16 protein-coding genes are annotated in these 16859 nt (G+C 59.5%); 10 read left to right on the top strand and 6 right to left on the bottom strand.

Annotation, left to right across the window (positions count from 1 at the left end; all coding sequences use genetic code 11):
• Positions 1 to 73 precede the first annotated feature (73 nt).
• The gene (gene hrpB / locus FQ185_RS17240; protein WP_149418452.1) at positions 74 to 2590 is read left to right on the top strand and encodes an ATP-dependent helicase HrpB; all 2517 of its coding nucleotides are present in this window, start codon (positions 74 to 76) and stop codon (positions 2588 to 2590) included.
• 33 nt (positions 2591 to 2623) lie between these two features.
• Here hrpB and FQ185_RS17235 read toward each other — a convergent pair whose 3' ends face one another.
• Together FQ185_RS17235 and FQ185_RS17230 are read right to left on the bottom strand one after the other, a co-directional pair.
• Entirely contained in the window at positions 2624 to 3703 is a 1080-nt protein-coding gene (locus FQ185_RS17235; RefSeq protein ID WP_149418451.1) for an endonuclease/exonuclease/phosphatase family protein, read from the bottom strand.
• 74 nt (positions 3704 to 3777) lie between these two features.
• Complete coding sequence (locus FQ185_RS17230) at positions 3778 to 4452, bottom strand: YciC family protein (RefSeq protein ID WP_149418528.1); 675 nt, start codon at positions 4450 to 4452, stop codon at positions 3778 to 3780.
• 178 nt (positions 4453 to 4630) lie between these two features.
• Between FQ185_RS17230 and FQ185_RS17225 the strand changes: the two genes are divergently transcribed.
• From FQ185_RS17225 to FQ185_RS17215, 3 genes are all read left to right on the top strand, one after another.
• Complete coding sequence (locus FQ185_RS17225; RefSeq protein WP_149418450.1) at positions 4631 to 5395, top strand: DUF2076 domain-containing protein; 765 nt, start codon at positions 4631 to 4633, stop codon at positions 5393 to 5395.
• Positions 5396 to 5531: 136 nt separating this feature from the next.
• Positions 5532 to 6011: an NYN domain-containing protein gene (locus tag FQ185_RS17220; RefSeq protein WP_149418449.1), complete on the top strand. Its 480-nt coding sequence runs from the start codon at positions 5532 to 5534 to the stop codon at positions 6009 to 6011.
• A 22-nt stretch (positions 6012 to 6033) separates the two neighbouring features.
• Entirely contained in the window at positions 6034 to 6645 is a 612-nt protein-coding gene (locus FQ185_RS17215) for a PolC-type DNA polymerase III (protein ID WP_149418448.1), read from the top strand.
• Positions 6646 to 6775: 130 nt separating this feature from the next.
• Here the strand turns inward: FQ185_RS17215 and FQ185_RS17210 are convergent, their stop codons facing one another.
• Positions 6776 to 7780, bottom strand: coding sequence for a hypothetical protein (locus tag FQ185_RS17210; RefSeq protein ID WP_149418447.1), 1005 nt, complete (start codon positions 7778 to 7780; stop codon positions 6776 to 6778).
• A gap of 465 nt (positions 7781 to 8245) precedes the next feature.
• Here FQ185_RS17210 and FQ185_RS17205 point away from each other — a divergent pair, with 465 nt between their 5' ends.
• Positions 8246 to 8761: a Bro-N domain-containing protein gene (locus FQ185_RS17205; protein ID WP_149418446.1), complete on the top strand. Its 516-nt coding sequence runs from the start codon at positions 8246 to 8248 to the stop codon at positions 8759 to 8761.
• Positions 8762 to 9030: 269 nt separating this feature from the next.
• Here the strand turns inward: FQ185_RS17205 and FQ185_RS17195 are convergent, their stop codons facing one another.
• Positions 9031 to 9486 (bottom strand): Lrp/AsnC family transcriptional regulator, encoded by a 456-nt coding sequence (locus FQ185_RS17195; protein WP_102615750.1) that lies wholly within the window; start codon positions 9484 to 9486, stop codon positions 9031 to 9033.
• 162 nt (positions 9487 to 9648) lie between these two features.
• Between FQ185_RS17195 and yedA the strand changes: the two genes are divergently transcribed.
• Both yedA and FQ185_RS17185 read left to right on the top strand, forming a co-directional pair.
• Positions 9649 to 10575, top strand: a complete 927-nt coding sequence (gene yedA / locus FQ185_RS17190) for a drug/metabolite exporter YedA (RefSeq protein WP_149418444.1) — start codon at positions 9649 to 9651, stop codon at positions 10573 to 10575.
• Between the two features lie 91 nt (positions 10576 to 10666).
• Entirely contained in the window at positions 10667 to 12001 is a 1335-nt protein-coding gene (locus FQ185_RS17185) for a DEAD/DEAH box helicase (RefSeq protein WP_149418443.1), read from the top strand.
• Between the two features lie 120 nt (positions 12002 to 12121).
• Here the strand turns inward: FQ185_RS17185 and FQ185_RS17180 are convergent, their stop codons facing one another.
• Both FQ185_RS17180 and FQ185_RS17170 read right to left on the bottom strand, forming a co-directional pair.
• A complete protein-coding gene (locus tag FQ185_RS17180; RefSeq protein WP_149418442.1) occupies positions 12122 to 13363 on the bottom strand; it encodes a TIGR03862 family flavoprotein in 1242 nt (413 codons plus the stop codon).
• 281 nt (positions 13364 to 13644) lie between these two features.
• Positions 13645 to 14565 carry a histone deacetylase gene (locus FQ185_RS17170; protein WP_149418441.1) on the bottom strand — a complete coding sequence of 307 codons (921 nt, stop codon included), beginning with the start codon at positions 14563 to 14565 and terminating at the stop codon, positions 13645 to 13647.
• A gap of 85 nt (positions 14566 to 14650) precedes the next feature.
• Between FQ185_RS17170 and FQ185_RS17165 the strand changes: the two genes are divergently transcribed.
• From FQ185_RS17165 to FQ185_RS17155, 3 genes are all read left to right on the top strand, one after another.
• Positions 14651 to 15220 carry a GNAT family N-acetyltransferase gene (locus FQ185_RS17165; RefSeq protein WP_149418440.1) on the top strand — a complete coding sequence of 190 codons (570 nt, stop codon included), beginning with the start codon at positions 14651 to 14653 and terminating at the stop codon, positions 15218 to 15220.
• Positions 15221 to 15323: 103 nt separating this feature from the next.
• Positions 15324 to 16193 carry an acyl-CoA thioesterase II gene (tesB, locus tag FQ185_RS17160; RefSeq protein ID WP_077749425.1) on the top strand — a complete coding sequence of 290 codons (870 nt, stop codon included), beginning with the start codon at positions 15324 to 15326 and terminating at the stop codon, positions 16191 to 16193.
• A complete protein-coding gene (locus tag FQ185_RS17155; protein WP_149418439.1) occupies positions 16190 to 16783 on the top strand; it encodes an HAD family hydrolase in 594 nt (197 codons plus the stop codon). Before tesB ends, FQ185_RS17155 begins: the two co-directional genes overlap by 4 nt.
• Positions 16784 to 16859: the final 76 nt, after the last annotated feature.

The raw sequence follows: 16859 nt of genomic DNA, 5'->3' as shown, positions 1-16859 counted from the left end.
TCTGTATGAATTAGGACCGTGATTAACGCCGAGCAGTTCGCCGTTATACTCGCGCCTCTGTTTGGGAGCCAGCATGATTTCTTTGCCGATTGATGAAGTTTTACCCGCCCTGCGTGAAGCCTTGGCGACACGCCACGAAGCTGTGCTCGAAGCACCGCCCGGCGCCGGTAAAACCACCCGCGTGCCCTTGGCCTTGCTCAACGAGCCGTGGCTGGCCGGGCAGACCATTCTGATGCTCGAACCGCGACGGTTGGCCGCGCGCGCGGCAGCGGAGCGCTTGGCCAGCGAGTTGGGTGAGAAGGTCGGTGAAACCGTCGGTTACCGCATTCGGCTCGACAGCAAAGTCGGCCCCAACACCCGTATCGAAGTGGTCACCGAAGGCATCCTCACCCGGCGCTTGCAGGACGACCCTGCGCTTGAAGGCGTCGGCCTGCTGATTTTCGACGAATTCCACGAACGCAGCCTCGACGCCGATCTGGCGTTGGCCCTGAGCCTGAATGGCCGGGAGCTGTTTCGTGATGATCAACCGCTGAAAATCCTGTTGATGTCGGCAACGCTGGAAGGCGAGCGTCTGGCCGGGTTGCTCGATGACGCGCCGATCCTGCGCAGCGAAGGTCGCATGTACCCGGTGGCCATGCGCTGGGGCCGACCGTTTCAGCCCGGTGAATTCATCGAGCCCCGATTGGTGCAAACCATCCTCGAAGCCTTGAACGATGAAACCGGCAGCGTGCTGGTGTTCCTGCCGGGGCAGGCGGAAATTCGTCGTGTGAATCAACAATTGGCCGATGCGTTGGGCGAGAGCACGCAGGTGTTGCTCTGCCCGTTGCATGGCGAACTTGATCTGGCTGCCCAGCGCGCGGCGATTGATCCGGCACCAGCAGGCTTTCGCAAAGTAGTGCTGGCGACCAACATCGCCGAAACCAGCCTGACCATCGACGGCGTGCGCGTAGTGATCGATGCCGGGTTGGCGCGGGTGCCGCGCTTCGATCCCGGTAGCGGCATGACCCGCCTCGACACCCAACGCATCTCCCGCGCCAGTGCCACTCAGCGCGCGGGCCGGGCAGGGCGGTTGGAGCCGGGGGTGTGTTATCGCTTGTGGTCGCAGGATCAGCACGAACAACTGGCGGCCTATGCCAGTGCGGAAATTCTCTCGGCGGACCTCGCCGGGCTGGCCTTGCAACTCGGTCGTTGGGGCGTGACGCCGAGTCAGTTGGTCTGGCTGGATGTTCCTCCGGCAGCGGCTTATGCACAGGCCCAGGATCTGCTTGAGCGCTTGGGGGCTTTGGATGGCGAAGCACTGACCCGTCACGGTCAGGCCATGGCCGAACTGCCGGCTCATCCGCGTATCGCCCATTTGCTGTTGCGTGGGCAGGCGCTCGGCCTGGCAGACATGGCGTGCGATGTCGCGGCATTGCTCGGCGAGCGGGATATTTTGCGCGGCGCCGGTGCCGATTTGCACAGTCGATTGGCGCTGTTGTCCGGCGAAGAGCGTGCGGCGCGTGGTGCTCAGGGCGGTGTGCAACGGGCTCGGCAACTGGCACGGCAGTATCGTGGTTATCTGCGCGGCAAGGCGGCTGAGCCGGTCAGTGATCCGGATCATCCGCGCTGGCTCGGCGCATTGCTGGCATTGGCCTATCCCGACCGCGTCGCCCAGCAGCGTCGCGCCGGTGGCGCGGAATATCGGCTGGCCAACGGTCGCGCAGCGCTGTTCGCCGAAGCCGACAGTTTGATGAAACAACCCTGGCTGGTGATCGCCGATCTCGGCAGTCGTCAGGGGCAACGTGAAGAACGCATATACCTGGCGGCGGATTTCGATCCGGCGCTGTTCGATTCCGTGCTGGCCGAGCAAGTGCGCGTTGTTGATCAACTGGACTGGGATGAGCGCGAAGGCGTGCTGCGGGCCGAGCGTCAGCGCAAGGTTGGCGAACTGATCCTCAGCCGTGAACCGTTGACCGGCCTCGATGAAACCGCCCGCAGTCAGGCACTGGTTAACCTGGTCCGGCGCAAAGGTCTGGAGCTGTTGCCCTGGACTCCGGAACTGCGTCAGTGGCAGGCGCGGGTGGCGTTGTTGCGGCAGTTGGACCTTGCCGGTAAGGGCGAGAGTGAGTGGCCGGATGTCAGCGACGCCGCACTGCTCAAAAGCCTCGAACACTGGCTGATGCCGTATCTGGGGAAGGTCTCGCGGCTCAGTCACTTCGCCAATCTGGACCTGTCGAGCATCGTCCATAACCTGCTGCCATGGCCGCTGCCGCAACGGCTCGATGAGCTGGCACCGCACCATTTGAGCGTGCCGTCGGGTTCATCGATTCGTCTGGATTACAGCGAACAGCCGCCGATTCTGGCGGTGCGGTTGCAGGAGTTGTTCGGCCTGGCGCAGACACCGCGGATTGCCGGTGGCCGGCAAGTGGTCAAACTGCATCTGCTGTCCCCGGCACGACGGCCAGTGCAGGTGACCCAGGACCTGGCGAACTTTTGGCGCAGCACTTATGCCGAGGTGAAGAAGGACTTGAAGGGGCGTTACCCGAAACATTACTGGCCGGACGATCCGCTGGTGGCCGAGGCGACTGCCCGGATCAAACCGCGTAAGTAGTCGGTTGAACGGACGACGCGACGAAGCGTTGATCTAAGGCGCAGCGGGAAGCAGGAACCGCGCAATCACCGGCAAGTGATCGGAGATCCGCAACGTATCGTCCTGTCTCACCATCGCCTCGACCCGTTTGATCCGCGGGCTGTAGAAGAGATAGTCGACGGTCCGGTCCGGGCCGTTCAGCCCCGGGTCGTTCGGGTAATGGGTCAGCCAACGCGCTCGGTCGACACCGCTGGCTTCGTTGTTGGTGGGGATCATCGGGTATTTGTCCCACAACACATGCAGCGTGCTGTCGGCAGAGTAGGGCGTACGTTGCTCGTCGGGCAAGCGTCGATATTGCCCAAGCGGCAACAGATTGAAGTCACCGCCAATCAACCACGGCGTGCCACGGCTTTCGAGTTTATCGAGGACTTTGGCCACGGCGGTCACTTGGGCTTGCAGCGTTTCATCGGGTTGGAGCACGCGGTCCAGATGGGTATTGAGTACTGCCATCTGACCCCCGTCGCTCAACGACAGGTACGTGACCAGCAAGGCGTTTTTCGGTTTGAATTGGCGGCTGATGAAGTTGGCCGGCGCGACCGGTAATTGCAGGCGTTGTGCGTGTTGGATCTGGTAGCGGCTCAGGGTTGCCAGTTGCCGGCCGACGCTGCCAAAAATGTGCGGCTTAGGCACGAAATCGGCTTTCCAGTCGAAGGCGTGAGCGCTGCATGGATAAAGGTCAGCGAGCCGCTCCTGAAGCAGTTTGAACTGGTTCTGATAATCGCTGGCCTTGGCGCCGTCATCGAGTTCCTGCAACAGCACGATGTCCGGTTGCTCGTCACGGATTACCCGCGCCACTTCATCGAGGCTGAAGGCCATGTCTTCGAGGGTAGGGTTTTCGTCGGTGCCGGCCGCCAGGTCATTCCAGAAAACGTAGCGTTTGCCCGCCAGATACTGGACGTTCCAGGTCATCACCTTCAGCGCCTGGCCGGGGACCAGGGTCGGCGCCTGGGCGTTGCAACTGACCGGCAATGCTTCCTTGGCTTCGGGGCGCCAGGTCAGGCTGTACATCAGCAAGGCAATCAGGCCGATCGCGATCAACAGGCCCAGCAGGGTGTAGCGCAGTAGACGGGTCATGGCTCGGCTTATGGCGTTACAAAAGTTGACCCGAGCATAACCGACAGACGGGCTTAAGCCCACGGGCAGGTCGGTCAGAGCGGGCCATCAATTTTCTCGGGCACATCGCTGATCAGCATGAACAAGCGGAACAACACCACGCTGATGAACAGCTGCAGGAAGCTGTGAGCGCTATCGATCAGCAGCGAAGCCACCGGGTTTTGCGGTTCCGGGTAAACCGCCAGGCTCGCTCCCTTGAGCACCCACAACGGACCCATTACACAAAGAATGCACACCAGAATGCGCAGGAAATGTCCGCGGGTCAGGCGCAGGCTTTCTTTCATCGCGGCCAACGGGGCCAGGCCGCGCAGCACCAGCAGGTATTCGCCGAACGCCAGGGTCACCATCAGCCAGATGCCCGGCAGGAAGTACAGCGACAGGCCGATCAGGATCAGCAAGGTATTGAGGGCGGTGAGCAGGGCGAAGCGTGGCCACAGGGTCGCGGACATCGCCAGCAAGTCGCGGTTACGCGGCGATTCGCCACGGCTGCGCGCGTCGAGAAACAGGATCAGCGCGCCGGTGTACAGCGGATAAACCAGCAAGCCGACCATCACGCTGATTCCAGGGAAACTGTCCGGCTCGGTGGCGCTGTCGACCACCAGTTGCAACAGCGCTTCGAAGATCACCAGCGGCAGGCACAGCCGGACGATCTGGCCCAGATTACGCTTGAAGAAATACAGAGAGTCACGCAGCACATCGAACGAATTCATCAGTCGGTATCGCAGATAAAAAGCAGTGCTCCACTTTAACCGATGAAACGCTTTAGGGCGCAAACGTAAACGTTCGGTAAAGGTCATTGAAACATCCTGTATCAGCCTCCATTACTCGTGAGCACCTTATCCACAGTGGATGAGGGCGACGAAATTCCCGGCAATCTACGAGGTCGCCATGAACAGCGAAGAACAAACCCTGATCGATGGACTGTTTTCCCGGCTGCAACAGGCCGAAACGGACTCAGCCCCGCGCGACGCCCAGGCTGAGACGCGGATCAAGGAACACCTGACTCGCCAACCCGCGGCAGGCTATTTCATGACCCAGGCGATTCTGGTGCAAGAGGCAGCCCTCAAGAGCCTCGACGAACAGAACAAACAACTGACCCGGCAAGTCCAGCAGTTGCAGGCCGAACTGCAACAGGCCAAGGCACAACCGGCTGCTCCGGCAGCGAGTGGTGGTTTTCTGTCGAGCATCTTTGGTGGCGGTTCGCGTGATCCGCAGCCTGCACCCACCCAAAGTGCAGCGCCATCAAGTGGTGGCTGGCGTGAACCGGCGCGGCCATCTTTCAACGCCCAGCCACCCCAGCAAAACTTCGGTGCCCCGCAGCAGAATTATGCCCCGCAACAGCAGGCTCCCGGGATTGGCAACGGCTTTCTCGGCGGTGCGCTGAAAACCGCCGCCGGCGTGGCGGGTGGCGTGATGCTGGCGCAAGGCATCAGCAGCCTGTTTCAGCACAATCAGCAGCCGCAGGAAGTGGTCGAAGTCATCAAGGAAGAACCGGCTCAGGTCAACGATCAGAGCGACAGCGGTAATGGCGGCGATGATCAGCGCGTGGCTGATAACGACGCCTACAGCAATGAGCAGGGCGGGTTTACCGACGCCGACTATAGCGATGACAGCTCATCGTTCTTTGGTGGCGACGACGATTCCTTCGTCTGACACGCCATTCGTCCGGAGCGCTACAGCGCTTCGGGCCGATTATTCGCGGAACAATCCTTCGGGCTGGCATACTGGGCGACTTTTCGGGCCTGGTGCCTGATCCAGCCTGTGCGCTTTTGCGCCGAGAGGAAGTACGGTGAAAAAAATTGCAGTGTTCGCCGATGTTCAAAACCTCTATTACACCGTGCGTCAGGCTTATGGTTGCCACTTCAACTATGCCGCCCTGTGGGCTGATATCAGCAAACAGGGACAGATCGTCGAGGCCTATGCCTACGCGATCGACCGTGGCGACAGCAAACAGCAGCAGTTCCAGCAAATCCTGCGCAACCTCGGTTTCACCGTGAAGCTCAAACCCTACATCCAGCGCAGCGACGGCTCGGCCAAGGGCGACTGGGACGTGGGGATCACCATCGACATCATGGACGCCGCAGCCCATGTCGACGAAGTGGTACTGGCTTCCGGCGACGGTGATTTCGACATGCTGCTGGAACGCATCATCAGCAAGCACGGGGTGCAAGCGGTGGCCTACGGCGTGCCGGGCCTGACGGCGAACTCGCTGATCCGCGCCGCCAGTCGTTACGTGCCGATCGAAGGCGCGTTGCTACTCAAGAATTGATTTTTACGGAGTTGAAACAGGTTTGGAACGCATAGCAGTCATCGACTTTGAAACCACCGGGATCTCCCCGAGCAGCAGTTGCCGGGCCACGGAAATTGCCGTGGTGATTCTTGAACGGGGGCGCATCGTCGAGCGTTACCAGAGCCTGATGAATGCGGGCGTGCGCGTGCCGGCTTTCATCGAACAACTCACCGGTATCAGCAACGCCATGTTGCGCACAGCGCCGTCGGCCGAGCAGGTGATGAACGAAGTCAACGAATTCGTCGGCGTCACGCCGCTGCTGGCGCACAACGCCGCGTTCGACCAGAAGTTCTGGGACTTTGAACTCGGCCGCATCAAACGCACACGCTTGCAGAACTTCGCCTGCTCGCTGCTACTCGCCCGCCGCTTGATGCCCGCCGCGCCGAACCACAAACTCGGCACGCTCACCACGTTTGCCAACCTGCCCCACACCGGTAAAGCTCACCGGGCCATGGCCGATGCCGAGATGGCGGCCAACCTTACGGCGCATTTGGCCCAGGAACTGCGGCAGAAGCACGGGTTGCGGGAGCTGTCGCATGATCTGCTGGTGAGTTTGCAGAAAGTGCCGGCGGCGAAGATCAATGAGCATCTCAAGCGGCATCGAGGTTTCTAAATACACCGCAAATCCCCTGTGGGAGCGAGCCTGCTCGCGATAGCGGTCTGACAGTCGGCATCAATGTTGACTGACACTCCGTCATCGCGAGCAGGCTCGCTCCCACATTGGTTCTGCTGCGGATCGTTGATCAGGCAGGTTTCGCGAAATCTCGGCTACTGACCCTGCTCACGGGCATGAAACCTGATGTCTTCTTGAAACTCATCGTATGCACGAAGTTCTTCATTGAATCTGATGGATCGATGCTCTGCATGTTCAGTCTGAATAGCGTCTCACGTGAGATCGCTACGCTTAGTATTGGCTGCTCTTCCAAATGGCCTGTCGCAGAATTAAGCAATGTATCGACTGCCGTAACGATGACAAAATCGTCCGGTAGAATGCTCAGCAACTCCTGCCCGACCCGCAAAACGCAGCTACACACGTAGTCCTGCAGCAATTCATTGAGTTTGCTGGACGGCATTTTTTTAACGGAAAGTTTACCGCTCTGCAGCAATGATTTTATTTCTTGAGGGATTACTTTTTCCCCGTGAACCGAGAGCGTGCATTCAAGAATGCCATCGCCAGCGATAGAGACGGCTATAGCGGTGCCGAGATGCGAAATATCTGTAAAAGGGTCTATCCGCTTGATGGCTTCAATTTTGGATGGGCCGTTACCATTCAGTATTCCTTGAGCAAGCTCGAACTCTTCTTTCCAGTCGTTATTTTTTGATTCCCACTCTGTTAACTCTTGGTCCAGCAGCTGTTTGTCTTTGATTACTGCGGCTTGAACCGCCTCTGCCAACCTACGGCGCTTTCTGGTCTCCAGCTTCAACGAGCGAGCGATGAAGCCAGGTTTGTAGCTTGTTTCGTTCTTTCTGGCCTGGTTTTCTAAACTGTTGAGCGCGACGGGTTTGAGTGGTGCAGGTCGTTGCACAAACTCGTTCCAATCGATTTCCTCTCCAGAATCTTTATGCATCGATAACAGCAGTTCGATGTGATTTTCATAGACTTCAACTTCGTAGGCTGCTTGCTCACGAGCTTCCATCTTTGCGTATTCTTTTTCCTGCACTTGAAGCTCGCGTTGACGACGCTTCGAGTTACGTTCAGCCCGACGAGCTGACGCTTGCATCGAGCGCAGAGTTCCTTTCCATGTCATCTCAGAGATCCTCTCATTCAAATTGCTTTTTGTTTTCGGGGGAGGGCGCTTGGCCGTCACTCAAACGACAGTATCTGTTGCGTTTCCTGGCGTCCATCGTGCGGCGGAGGTTTCGCGTTTGCCCAGTGAGTTGATGTGTTTAACGGCGACTCCGGTTTGATGATCGGTCCTACCGAATAATAGGGAATGTCTGTCTTGCCCCTCATCTGTGGCATCGATAACCTTTTGACTGTCGCTGCCAATTCAGCGACCGGGTCTGCAAGCCCGCCGATAGTTTGAAAGGCAACTACAGTCGCACCTATAATCTCGTCGCTTTGGCGACCATCGCTTTATGGTGGCTGTGTGGGGGAGACCTTCGGGTCTGCCGGGGTTGCCTATCGACTCGGTCTTGCAGACCTTCACACAGCTGCCACCCATCATCTGCAAGTGATGCGGGTAGCTCCAATTTTCAATAGGAGTTTCGCCATGATCAAAGTTACCCCCAATCCCCCAGAAGACTCTGCGCAACCCGCCGCGCACGAGGGGTACTTCATCCCCCAAACATTCATCCGCCATCACATCCAGTTGCGAGCCTTATTGCTGCATGCAGAGGCTTGGTTCTGTGCTCGCGATATCGGGCGGCTGATGGGGATGGAGCTAAACGGACGGCAAGCGCTCAAGCTTGATTTGGATCAGCGGCAAGTGATGCGACTGTCTGGAAACGATGGCTCGCAAGAGACCTTTATGCTTAGTGAGTCGGGCGTATACGCGATGTTGGTGTACCACTACTGCCCGGAAAACCGCCATTTAAGACGTTGGCTGACACACGACGTGGTGCCGATGTTGCGGGAGGAAGCGGGGACCATTTCGAATCAAGCGCCGCATATGCGGGCGATGGAATGGGCGGGCGGAACGCTGCGGCTGCTGCATTGGCGCAAGGAACCTTGGGTGCGTCTACGGGATATGCCGGGTTTGTTGCCTGCAAGTTACAGCAGCGTCTGACAGATCGCTTCGCGGGCAAGCCCGCTCCCACAGGAATGAGGTAATACCTGTGGGAACGGGCTGTTGAAGGCCCACCGGGACATGGTCGATGCCGAAATGGCGGGCAATTGACGACGCATTTGGCCTCAAGCGCCATCGCGAGTTCTAAGAACACCGCAAATCCCCTGTGGGAGCGAGCCTGCTCGCGATAGCGATTTATCATTCAGCATCGATGTCGACTGATACTCCGCTATCGCGAGCAGGCTCACTCCCACAGGGACTGCGCCGTTTCAGATTCTGCCATTCCCTTCCAACTGCCCCAGCGGCACGCGCTTTTCTATGGCGCTCGACAACACAATCGACGTCTTGCTGAACCCAAACTTGGCAATCCGGTTGATCAACTCTTCCAGCTCCGGCATCGATCCCACCGCCGCTTGCATGATCACGCACGGATCACCCGTTACCCGGTGGCATTCGGTCAGTTGTGGGATTTTGATCAGGTCGTCGTAGGCCTTCTGGTTGCCGTGCTGGTTCAGCCGCAGTTCGATCACGCACTGGATCGGCAAGCCAAGCTTGGCCATGTCGACTTTCGCCTGGTAACCGGTGATCACCCCGCAGGCTTCGAGTTTGGCCACGCGCTCGGCCACGGCCGGGGCGGACAGGTTAACCTTGCGCGCCAAGTCGGCGTAGGACGCACGACCGTTTTCCAGCAGGGCGCTGAGGAGCATGCGGTCGTATTTGTCCATCGTCGTACTCCAGAAAATGACTGACTTTCGAAAACACGGTTTATAGCGGTGAACTCCGTGTTTTGAAAAGTGTACCGGCGCTATAAACAGGTTTTGTAACTTATTTTCCGTCGTTGGCCTTTCTAGAATAGCGGTTCACTTGTCCTGCCTACGAGCTGCCCCATGCCTGGCTTACGTCGTTTTCCCTTACCGTTGATCGCTGCCTTTTTCGCGCTGTACGTGATTTGGGGCTCGACTTACCTGGTGATTCGCATCGGTGTGGAGTACTGGCCGCCGTTGCTGCTCGCCGGTATCCGTTTCGTGATTGCCGGGACGTTGATGTACGCGTTCCTGCGCTGGCGCGGGGCACCGGCACCCACTTGGGCGCAATGGAAAGCCGCGGGGATTATCGGGATCTTGTTGCTGACGTGCGGAAACGGCGCGGTCAGTGTGGCCGAACACACGGGCGTCGCCTCCGGCGTTGCAGCGTTAGCGGTGGCGACGGTGCCGTTGTTTACCTTGCTCTGCGGATATTTCTGGGGCGCGCGTAATACCCGTCTCGAATGGGCGGGGATTGTGCTCGGGCTCATCGGTATCGCCATGCTCAACCTCGGCTCCAACTTGCAATCGAGCCCGTTGGGCGCGGCGTTGCTGATATTCGCGGCAGCATCCTGGGCCTTCGGTTCGGTGTGGAGCAAACACTTGCCGTTGCCCCAAGGCGCGATGGCCAGTGCCGTGGAAATGCTGGTGGGTGGCGTAGCCCTGTTGATCGGCAGCGCACTGAGCGGCGAGCACCTGGAAAGCATGCCGCCGATTGAAGGTTGGGCGGCGCTGGCCTATCTGACCTTCTTCGGTTCGATCATCGCCTTCAACGCTTACATGTACCTGTTGAAAAACGTGCGTCCGGCGGCGGCCACCAGCTATGCGTACGTCAACCCGGCGGTGGCGGTATTGCTGGGGATCGTGTTTGTCGGCGAAACCATTGGTATCGAAGAAGCCTTGGCCATGTGCGTGATCATCAGCGCCGTGGTGTTGATCGGTTTGCCACAGTGGCGCCGGGCGCCGAAACGACCTGCTGCCGGGGTGCAGACAGAATCGAGTGTGAATTAGGGTAAACTGCGCGCCGTTGCATCTTGTTTTGCACACTTGTTTTGCACACTTGTTTTGAAAAACCCGCGCTGAATTTTCCTACGGTAATCCCATGACTTTCGCCACCCTTGGCCTGATCGAACCCTTGCTGCGCTCTCTCGAGACGCTCGGCTACCAGACCCCGACGCCGGTTCAGGCGCAAGCCATTCCGGCGGTGCTGGCCGGTCGCGACCTGATGGCCGCCGCCCAGACCGGGACTGGCAAGACCGCCGGCTTCGCGCTGCCGCTCCTGCAATTGCTGGCCATGGAAGGGCCGAAAGTGGCGTCTAACTCGGTGCGTGCACTGATCCTGGTGCCGACCCGTGAGTTGGCTGAACAGGTTCATGAAGCCGTGCGTCAGTACGCCGAGAACCTGCCGTTGAGCACTTACGCGGTGTACGGCGGCGTCAGCATCAACCCGCAAATGATGAAGCTGCGCAAGGGTGTTGACGTGTTGGTGGCGACGCCGGGTCGTTTGCTCGACCTGTATCGCCAGAAGGCCCTCAAGTTCAATCAGCTGCAAACGCTGATCCTGGACGAAGCCGATCGCATGCTCGACCTGGGTTTCTCCGAGGAGCTGGGGAACATTTACCGCGTGCTGCCGAAGCAACGTCAGACGCTGCTGTTCTCCGCGACCTTCTCAGACGCGATCCGCTTGCTGGCCGGGCAAATGCTCAACGATCCGTTGAGCATCGAAGTCAGCCCGCGCAACGTGGCTGCCAGCACCGTCAAGCAATGGGTCGTGGTGGTGGACAAGAAGCGCAAGCCTGAGCTGTTCGTTCACTTGATGCGCAAGGGCAAGTGGAAGCAGGTGCTGGTGTTCGCCAAGACCCGTAACGGCGTGGACGCGCTGGTGGAAAAACTTCAGGGCCTGGGCATCAATGCCGACGGCATCCACGGTGATAAACCGCAGGCGACTCGCCAACGTGCGCTGGACCGTTTCAAACTCAGTGAAGTGCAAATCCTTGTGGCCACTGACGTCGCGGCCCGTGGTCTGGATATCGAAGATTTGCCATTGGTGGTCAACTTCGACCTGCCGATCGTGGCTGAGGACTACATCCACCGGATCGGTCGTACCGGTCGTGCGGGTGCAACCGGGCAGGCTATTTCGCTGGTCTGCGCTGATGAAGTGAATCTGCTGTCGGCCATTGAGACGTTGACCCGTCAGACATTGCCCCGCCAGATGGAGCATGACTTCGAGCCTGAGCACCGCGTGCCGGATACCGATGCCAGCGGCCAAGTGGTCAAGAAGCCGAAAAAACCGAAGAAGCCCAAGACCTCCAGTGGCGGCAAGCGCAACCTGGGTAAATGGGTTGAGAGTGGGGATGCTTCTGCGCCGGAGCCTTCGATCAAGCCTGTGCGAAAAGTGCCGGTGTTCAATACCGGACCGCGTAAGAAGAAGCCTTAATCTCGTAAGGATCGTTCCCACGCTCTGCGTGGGAATGCCTTTTCGGAGGCTCCGCGTTCGGCTTTGAAGGGACGCGGAGCGTCCCGGGCTGCATTCCCACGCAGAGCGTGGGAACGATCATCACGCCACTCGCTTCAACCACTCCACCATCCCCAACCCCGCCGCTCGCCCACTGGCGAAACACGCGGTCAGCAGATAGCCGCCGGTCGGCGCTTCCCAATCCAGCATCTCCCCTGCGCAAAACACGCCAGGCAATTGCTTGAGCATCAAACGTTCATCCAACGACTCGAACATCACGCCACCGGCGCTGCTGATGGCCTCGTCCAGTGGGCGGGTTTTCACCAAGGTCAGTGGCAACGCTTTGATCGCTTTGGCCAGCAGCGCCGGATCGGTGAAGCATTCGGCCGGTGTCAGTTCGCGCAGCAATGCCGCTTTGACGCCATCGATGCCCAGCTGACTGTGCAGGTGTTTGGACATGGAGCGGGAGCCACGCGGTTTGCTCAGCGCCGCCTGAATTTTATCCACAGGTTTGCCGGGCAACAGGTCGATATGAATGGTCGCTGAGTCGTGCAGGTTGATGGCTTCGCGGATCGGTGCCGACAGGGCGTAGATCAAACTGCCTTCAATTCCGGTGGCCGTGATCACACATTCACCGAGCCGCGGCACGTCGTCATTGAGGCCAATGGCGATATTTTTCAGCGGTGCGCCAGCGAATTTGCTGACCATCAATTCGCTCCAGGCCTGCACCTCGAAGCCACAATTGCTCGGTTGCAGGGGCGCGAGTCCTACACCGTGTTGTTCCAGTGGCAGCATCCAGGCGCCGTCCGAACCCAGGCGCGACCAACTGCCGCCGCCGAGGGCCAGTAAGGTTGCAGCAGGCTTGACGGTTTTTTCGCCCTCGGGGCTGTCGATGCGCAAATCACCGCTGTCATTCCAGCCGAGCCAACGGTGGCGGGTGTGGATAACGACGCCGGCATCTCGCAGGCGTTTGAGCCAGGCACGCAACAGGGGCGCAGCTTTCATGTCGGTAGGAAACACCCGGCCGGAACTGCCGACAAAGGTTTCAATGCCCAGCTCATGAATCCATTGGCACAACGCCTCGGCGCCGAAGGACCTTAGCAGCGGTGCAATCTGCGGCGCGCGTTCGGCGTAACGCGAAAGAAACGCCGGGTAGGCTTCGGAATGGGTGATGTTCATGCCGCCGACGCCGGCCAGGAGAAATTTTCGGCCCACTGAAGGCATGCCGTCGTACAGATCGACCTTGATCCCGGCCTGGCTCAACACTTCGGCCGCCATCAAACCGGCGGGGCCACCGCCGATGATGGCGACGTGAGGGAGTAGGGAAGTGTTGGGCTGAGTCATGGTGAGAACTGCGGCATGGCGGAATAGCCGCGCATTCTAGCAGTACACAATAATTGTGGGAGCGGGCTTGCCCGCGATAGCGGAATGTCCGTCACCAAAGATGTTGAATGTGCCGACGTCATCGCGGGCAAGCCCGCTCCCACAGGGATTGGTGGTGGATTCGATAGCTGGTTAAAAAACAACCACCGCTCTGTACCCTATATGTGGTCTGGTCTGTAGGCCCTTTCACTCAGGTTATCCACAGGCGGTTCCACAGGCATTGTGGGTAAAGCATCCACGGCTCAGTGACAACCTGATGACTGCCAGACCCGTTGCGCACTGTGATGGAGAATTCCATGACGTCGGGCCAACGCCTTGCGGTCCTTGCTGTAGCCGCCTCCAATCACCCCGACCACCGGAATATCCCGGCCCAGGCAATGGCGCATCACGCTTTCATCACGAGCGGCGACGCCTTCGTCTGTCAGCTTCAGATAACCGAGTGCGTCATCCTTGTGCACATCGACCCCAGCGTCATACAGCACCAGGTCCGGTTGGTAGAGCGCCAGCAAATAATTAAGCGCGTCGTCCACTACCTTCAGGTAGTCGGCATCGCCCATGCCCATCGGCAACGGAATGTCCCAGTCACTTTCGGCTTTGCGCGCAGGAAAATTCTTTTCGCAGTGCAGGGAAACGGTCACCGCCTCCGGGGTGTTGTGCAGGATCCGCGCAGTCCCGTCGCCCTGATGCACATCGCAGTCGAAGATCAGAACCCGATTCACACGGCCACTTTCCAGCAAGAAATGGCTGATCACCGCCAGGTCATTGAAGATGCAGAACCCGGCGGGATGGTCGTAGTGCGCGTGATGAGTACCGCCAGCCAGGTGACAGGCCAAACCATGTTCCAGCGCCTGCTCGGCCGCCAGCAATGAACCGCCGACTGCCCGCACCGTACGCCGAGCCAACGCTTCGCTCCACGGCAGACCGAGACGCCGCTGGTCCTCGCGGGACAGCTCGCCGCTCATGTAGCGTGCGATATACGCAGGGTCATGAGCGAGGGCGAGAATCTCTGGCGGGCAGAGTTGCGGGCGCAACAGGTCGGCGTCCCGGGTCAGGCCACTGTCCACCAGGTGATCGCGCAGCAGGCGGAACTTGTCCATGGGGAAGCGGTGATCCGACGGGAACTCGGGACTGTAGTCTTCGTGATAGATCAAGGGCAGGGGCATGGCTGATTTATAGAGCAAGGCTTGTAGGAATGAGTGAAGGATCCTACCAGCGATATAGACTTGAGGCATGGAAAGGGGGGATGCGATGGAGCCGATACAGGAACTCGAGAGCGCGCGACTGCTGTTGCGGCAGTGGCGCGATGAGGATTTGCCGGAGTTTGCGGCGATGTGCGCCGATCCGCAGGTGATGCGATATTTTCCGGCGTTGTTGAGTCGACTGGAAAGTGCTTCGCTGATCGGACGGATTCGTGGCCATTTTGCCGAGCACGGGTTCGGCTTCTGGGCGCTGGAGCGCAAGGACACGGGAGCATTCATCGGTTTTACCGGGCTCGCCGTGGTTGGCTTCGACGCGCGCTTTGCCCCGGCCACCGAAATCGGCTGGCGTCTGGCCCGCGAGCACTGGGGCTTGGGCTACGCCAGTGAAGCGGCGTGGACTGCTCTGCGCTGCGGGTTTGACCGGTTGGCGCTGAAAGAGGTCGTGTCCTTCACCACCGAAACCAACACGCCGTCGCAGAAAGTCATGCAGGCGATCGGCATGCACCGTGATTCAGCCGATGATTTCGAGCACCCGAAACTCGCGGCCGATCATCCGCTGCGTCCGCATGTGCTGTACCGCATCACCCGTGAACAATGGCTGCAAACCTTGCATGGATAAGCTGGCACGGACGTTTACAATGGCCCCATTGGCCCTGGCCAGAAACTGAATCGACCGCCGCAGCCAAGACTGCGCGGCATTGCGCTGTGTGAGGAGAGTCTGAATGAGCCAAGTGTTGGATGATCTGGTTGACCTGCTGACCCTGGAACCGATCGAAGAAAACCTGTTCCGTGGCCGCAGTCAGGACCTGGGTTTTCGTCAGTTGTTCGGCGGTCAGGTGATTGGTCAGTCCCTGTCGGCTGCCAGTCAGACGGTCGAAGAAGCGCGCCACGTGCACTCGATGCACGGTTATTTCCTGCGTCCGGGCGATTCCGCGTTGCCAGTGGTGTATCAGGTTGATCGGGTGCGCGACGGCGGCAGCTTCAGCACGCGTCGGGTGACGGCGATCCAGAAGGGCAACCCGATTTTCACCTGCAGTGCGTCGTTCCAGTACGACGAAAAAGGCTTCGAGCACCAGGCCGAGATGCCGACCGTGGTTGGTCCGGAGAACCTGCCGTCGGAGCTGGAACTCACTCAGCAGCGCGCGCACCTGATCCCCGAGCACATGCGCGAAAAATTTCTGTGCCCGAAACCGATCGAGTTCCGACCGATCACCGAGAAAGATCCCTACAACCCGCAACCGTCCGATCCGATCAAATACGTCTGGTTTCGCGCCGACGGTGCCTTGGCCGACTCCCCGGCGCTGCATAAATACTTGCTGGCCTACGCTTCGGACTTCGGTCTGCTGACCACATCGATGCAGCCTCATGGCAAATCGGTCTGGCAGAAAGACATGCAGGTCGCCAGCCTCGATCACTCGTTGTGGTTCCATGCCGATCTGCGCGCCGATGACTGGTTGCTCTACGCGATGGACAGCCCATGGGCCGGCAATTCTCGCGGGTTCACCCGTGGCAGTGTGTTCAACCGCGCCGGGCAATTGGTGGCTTCGGTCACGCAGGAAGGCCTGATTCGTCATCGCAAGGATTGGGCATGAGCCTGGCCGAGGTGCGACATTGGGTGTTCGACATGGACGGCACCCTGACGGTGGCGGTGCATGACTTCGCGGCGATCCGCGTGGCCTTGGCGATACCTGCCGAAGACGACATCCTGACCCACCTCGCTGCGCTGCCGGCCGATGAAGCGGCGGCTAAGCATGCGTGGTTGCTGGAACACGAACGGGATCTGGCGCTGGGTTCGAAACCGGCACCGGGCGCGGTGGAGTTGGTGCGTGAGTTGGCCGGACGCGGTTACCGCTTGGGCATTCTCACGCGCAATGCGCGCGAACTGGCGCATGTGACGCTGGAGGCAATCGGTCTGGCCGACTGCTTCGCGGTGGAAGATGTGCTGGGTCGTGATGAAGCGCCGCCGAAACCGCATCCGGGTGGTTTGTTGAAATTGGCCGAGGCCTGGAATGTGCCGGCGAGCGAGATGGTGATGGTCGGCGATTACCGCTTTGATCTGGATTGCGGGCGGGCGGCGGGAACGCGCACGGTGCTGGTTAATCTGCCGGATAATCCCTGGCCTGAGTTGGCGGATTGGCATGCGCAGGATTGCGTAGAGCTGAGGCGGATGCTGTTTGCTTGAGTGCCCCATCGCGGGCAAGACCGCTCCCATATTTGACCGCGTGCCAATGTGGGAGCGAGCCGGCTCGCGAAGACAC

Source organism: Pseudomonas sp. ANT_H12B, from assembly GCF_008369325.1.
Taxonomy (GTDB): Bacteria; Pseudomonadota; Gammaproteobacteria; order Pseudomonadales; family Pseudomonadaceae; genus Aquipseudomonas.
Note: the sequence above shows the minus strand (reverse complement) of the source record. Positions and strands in the feature narration are given on the sequence as shown.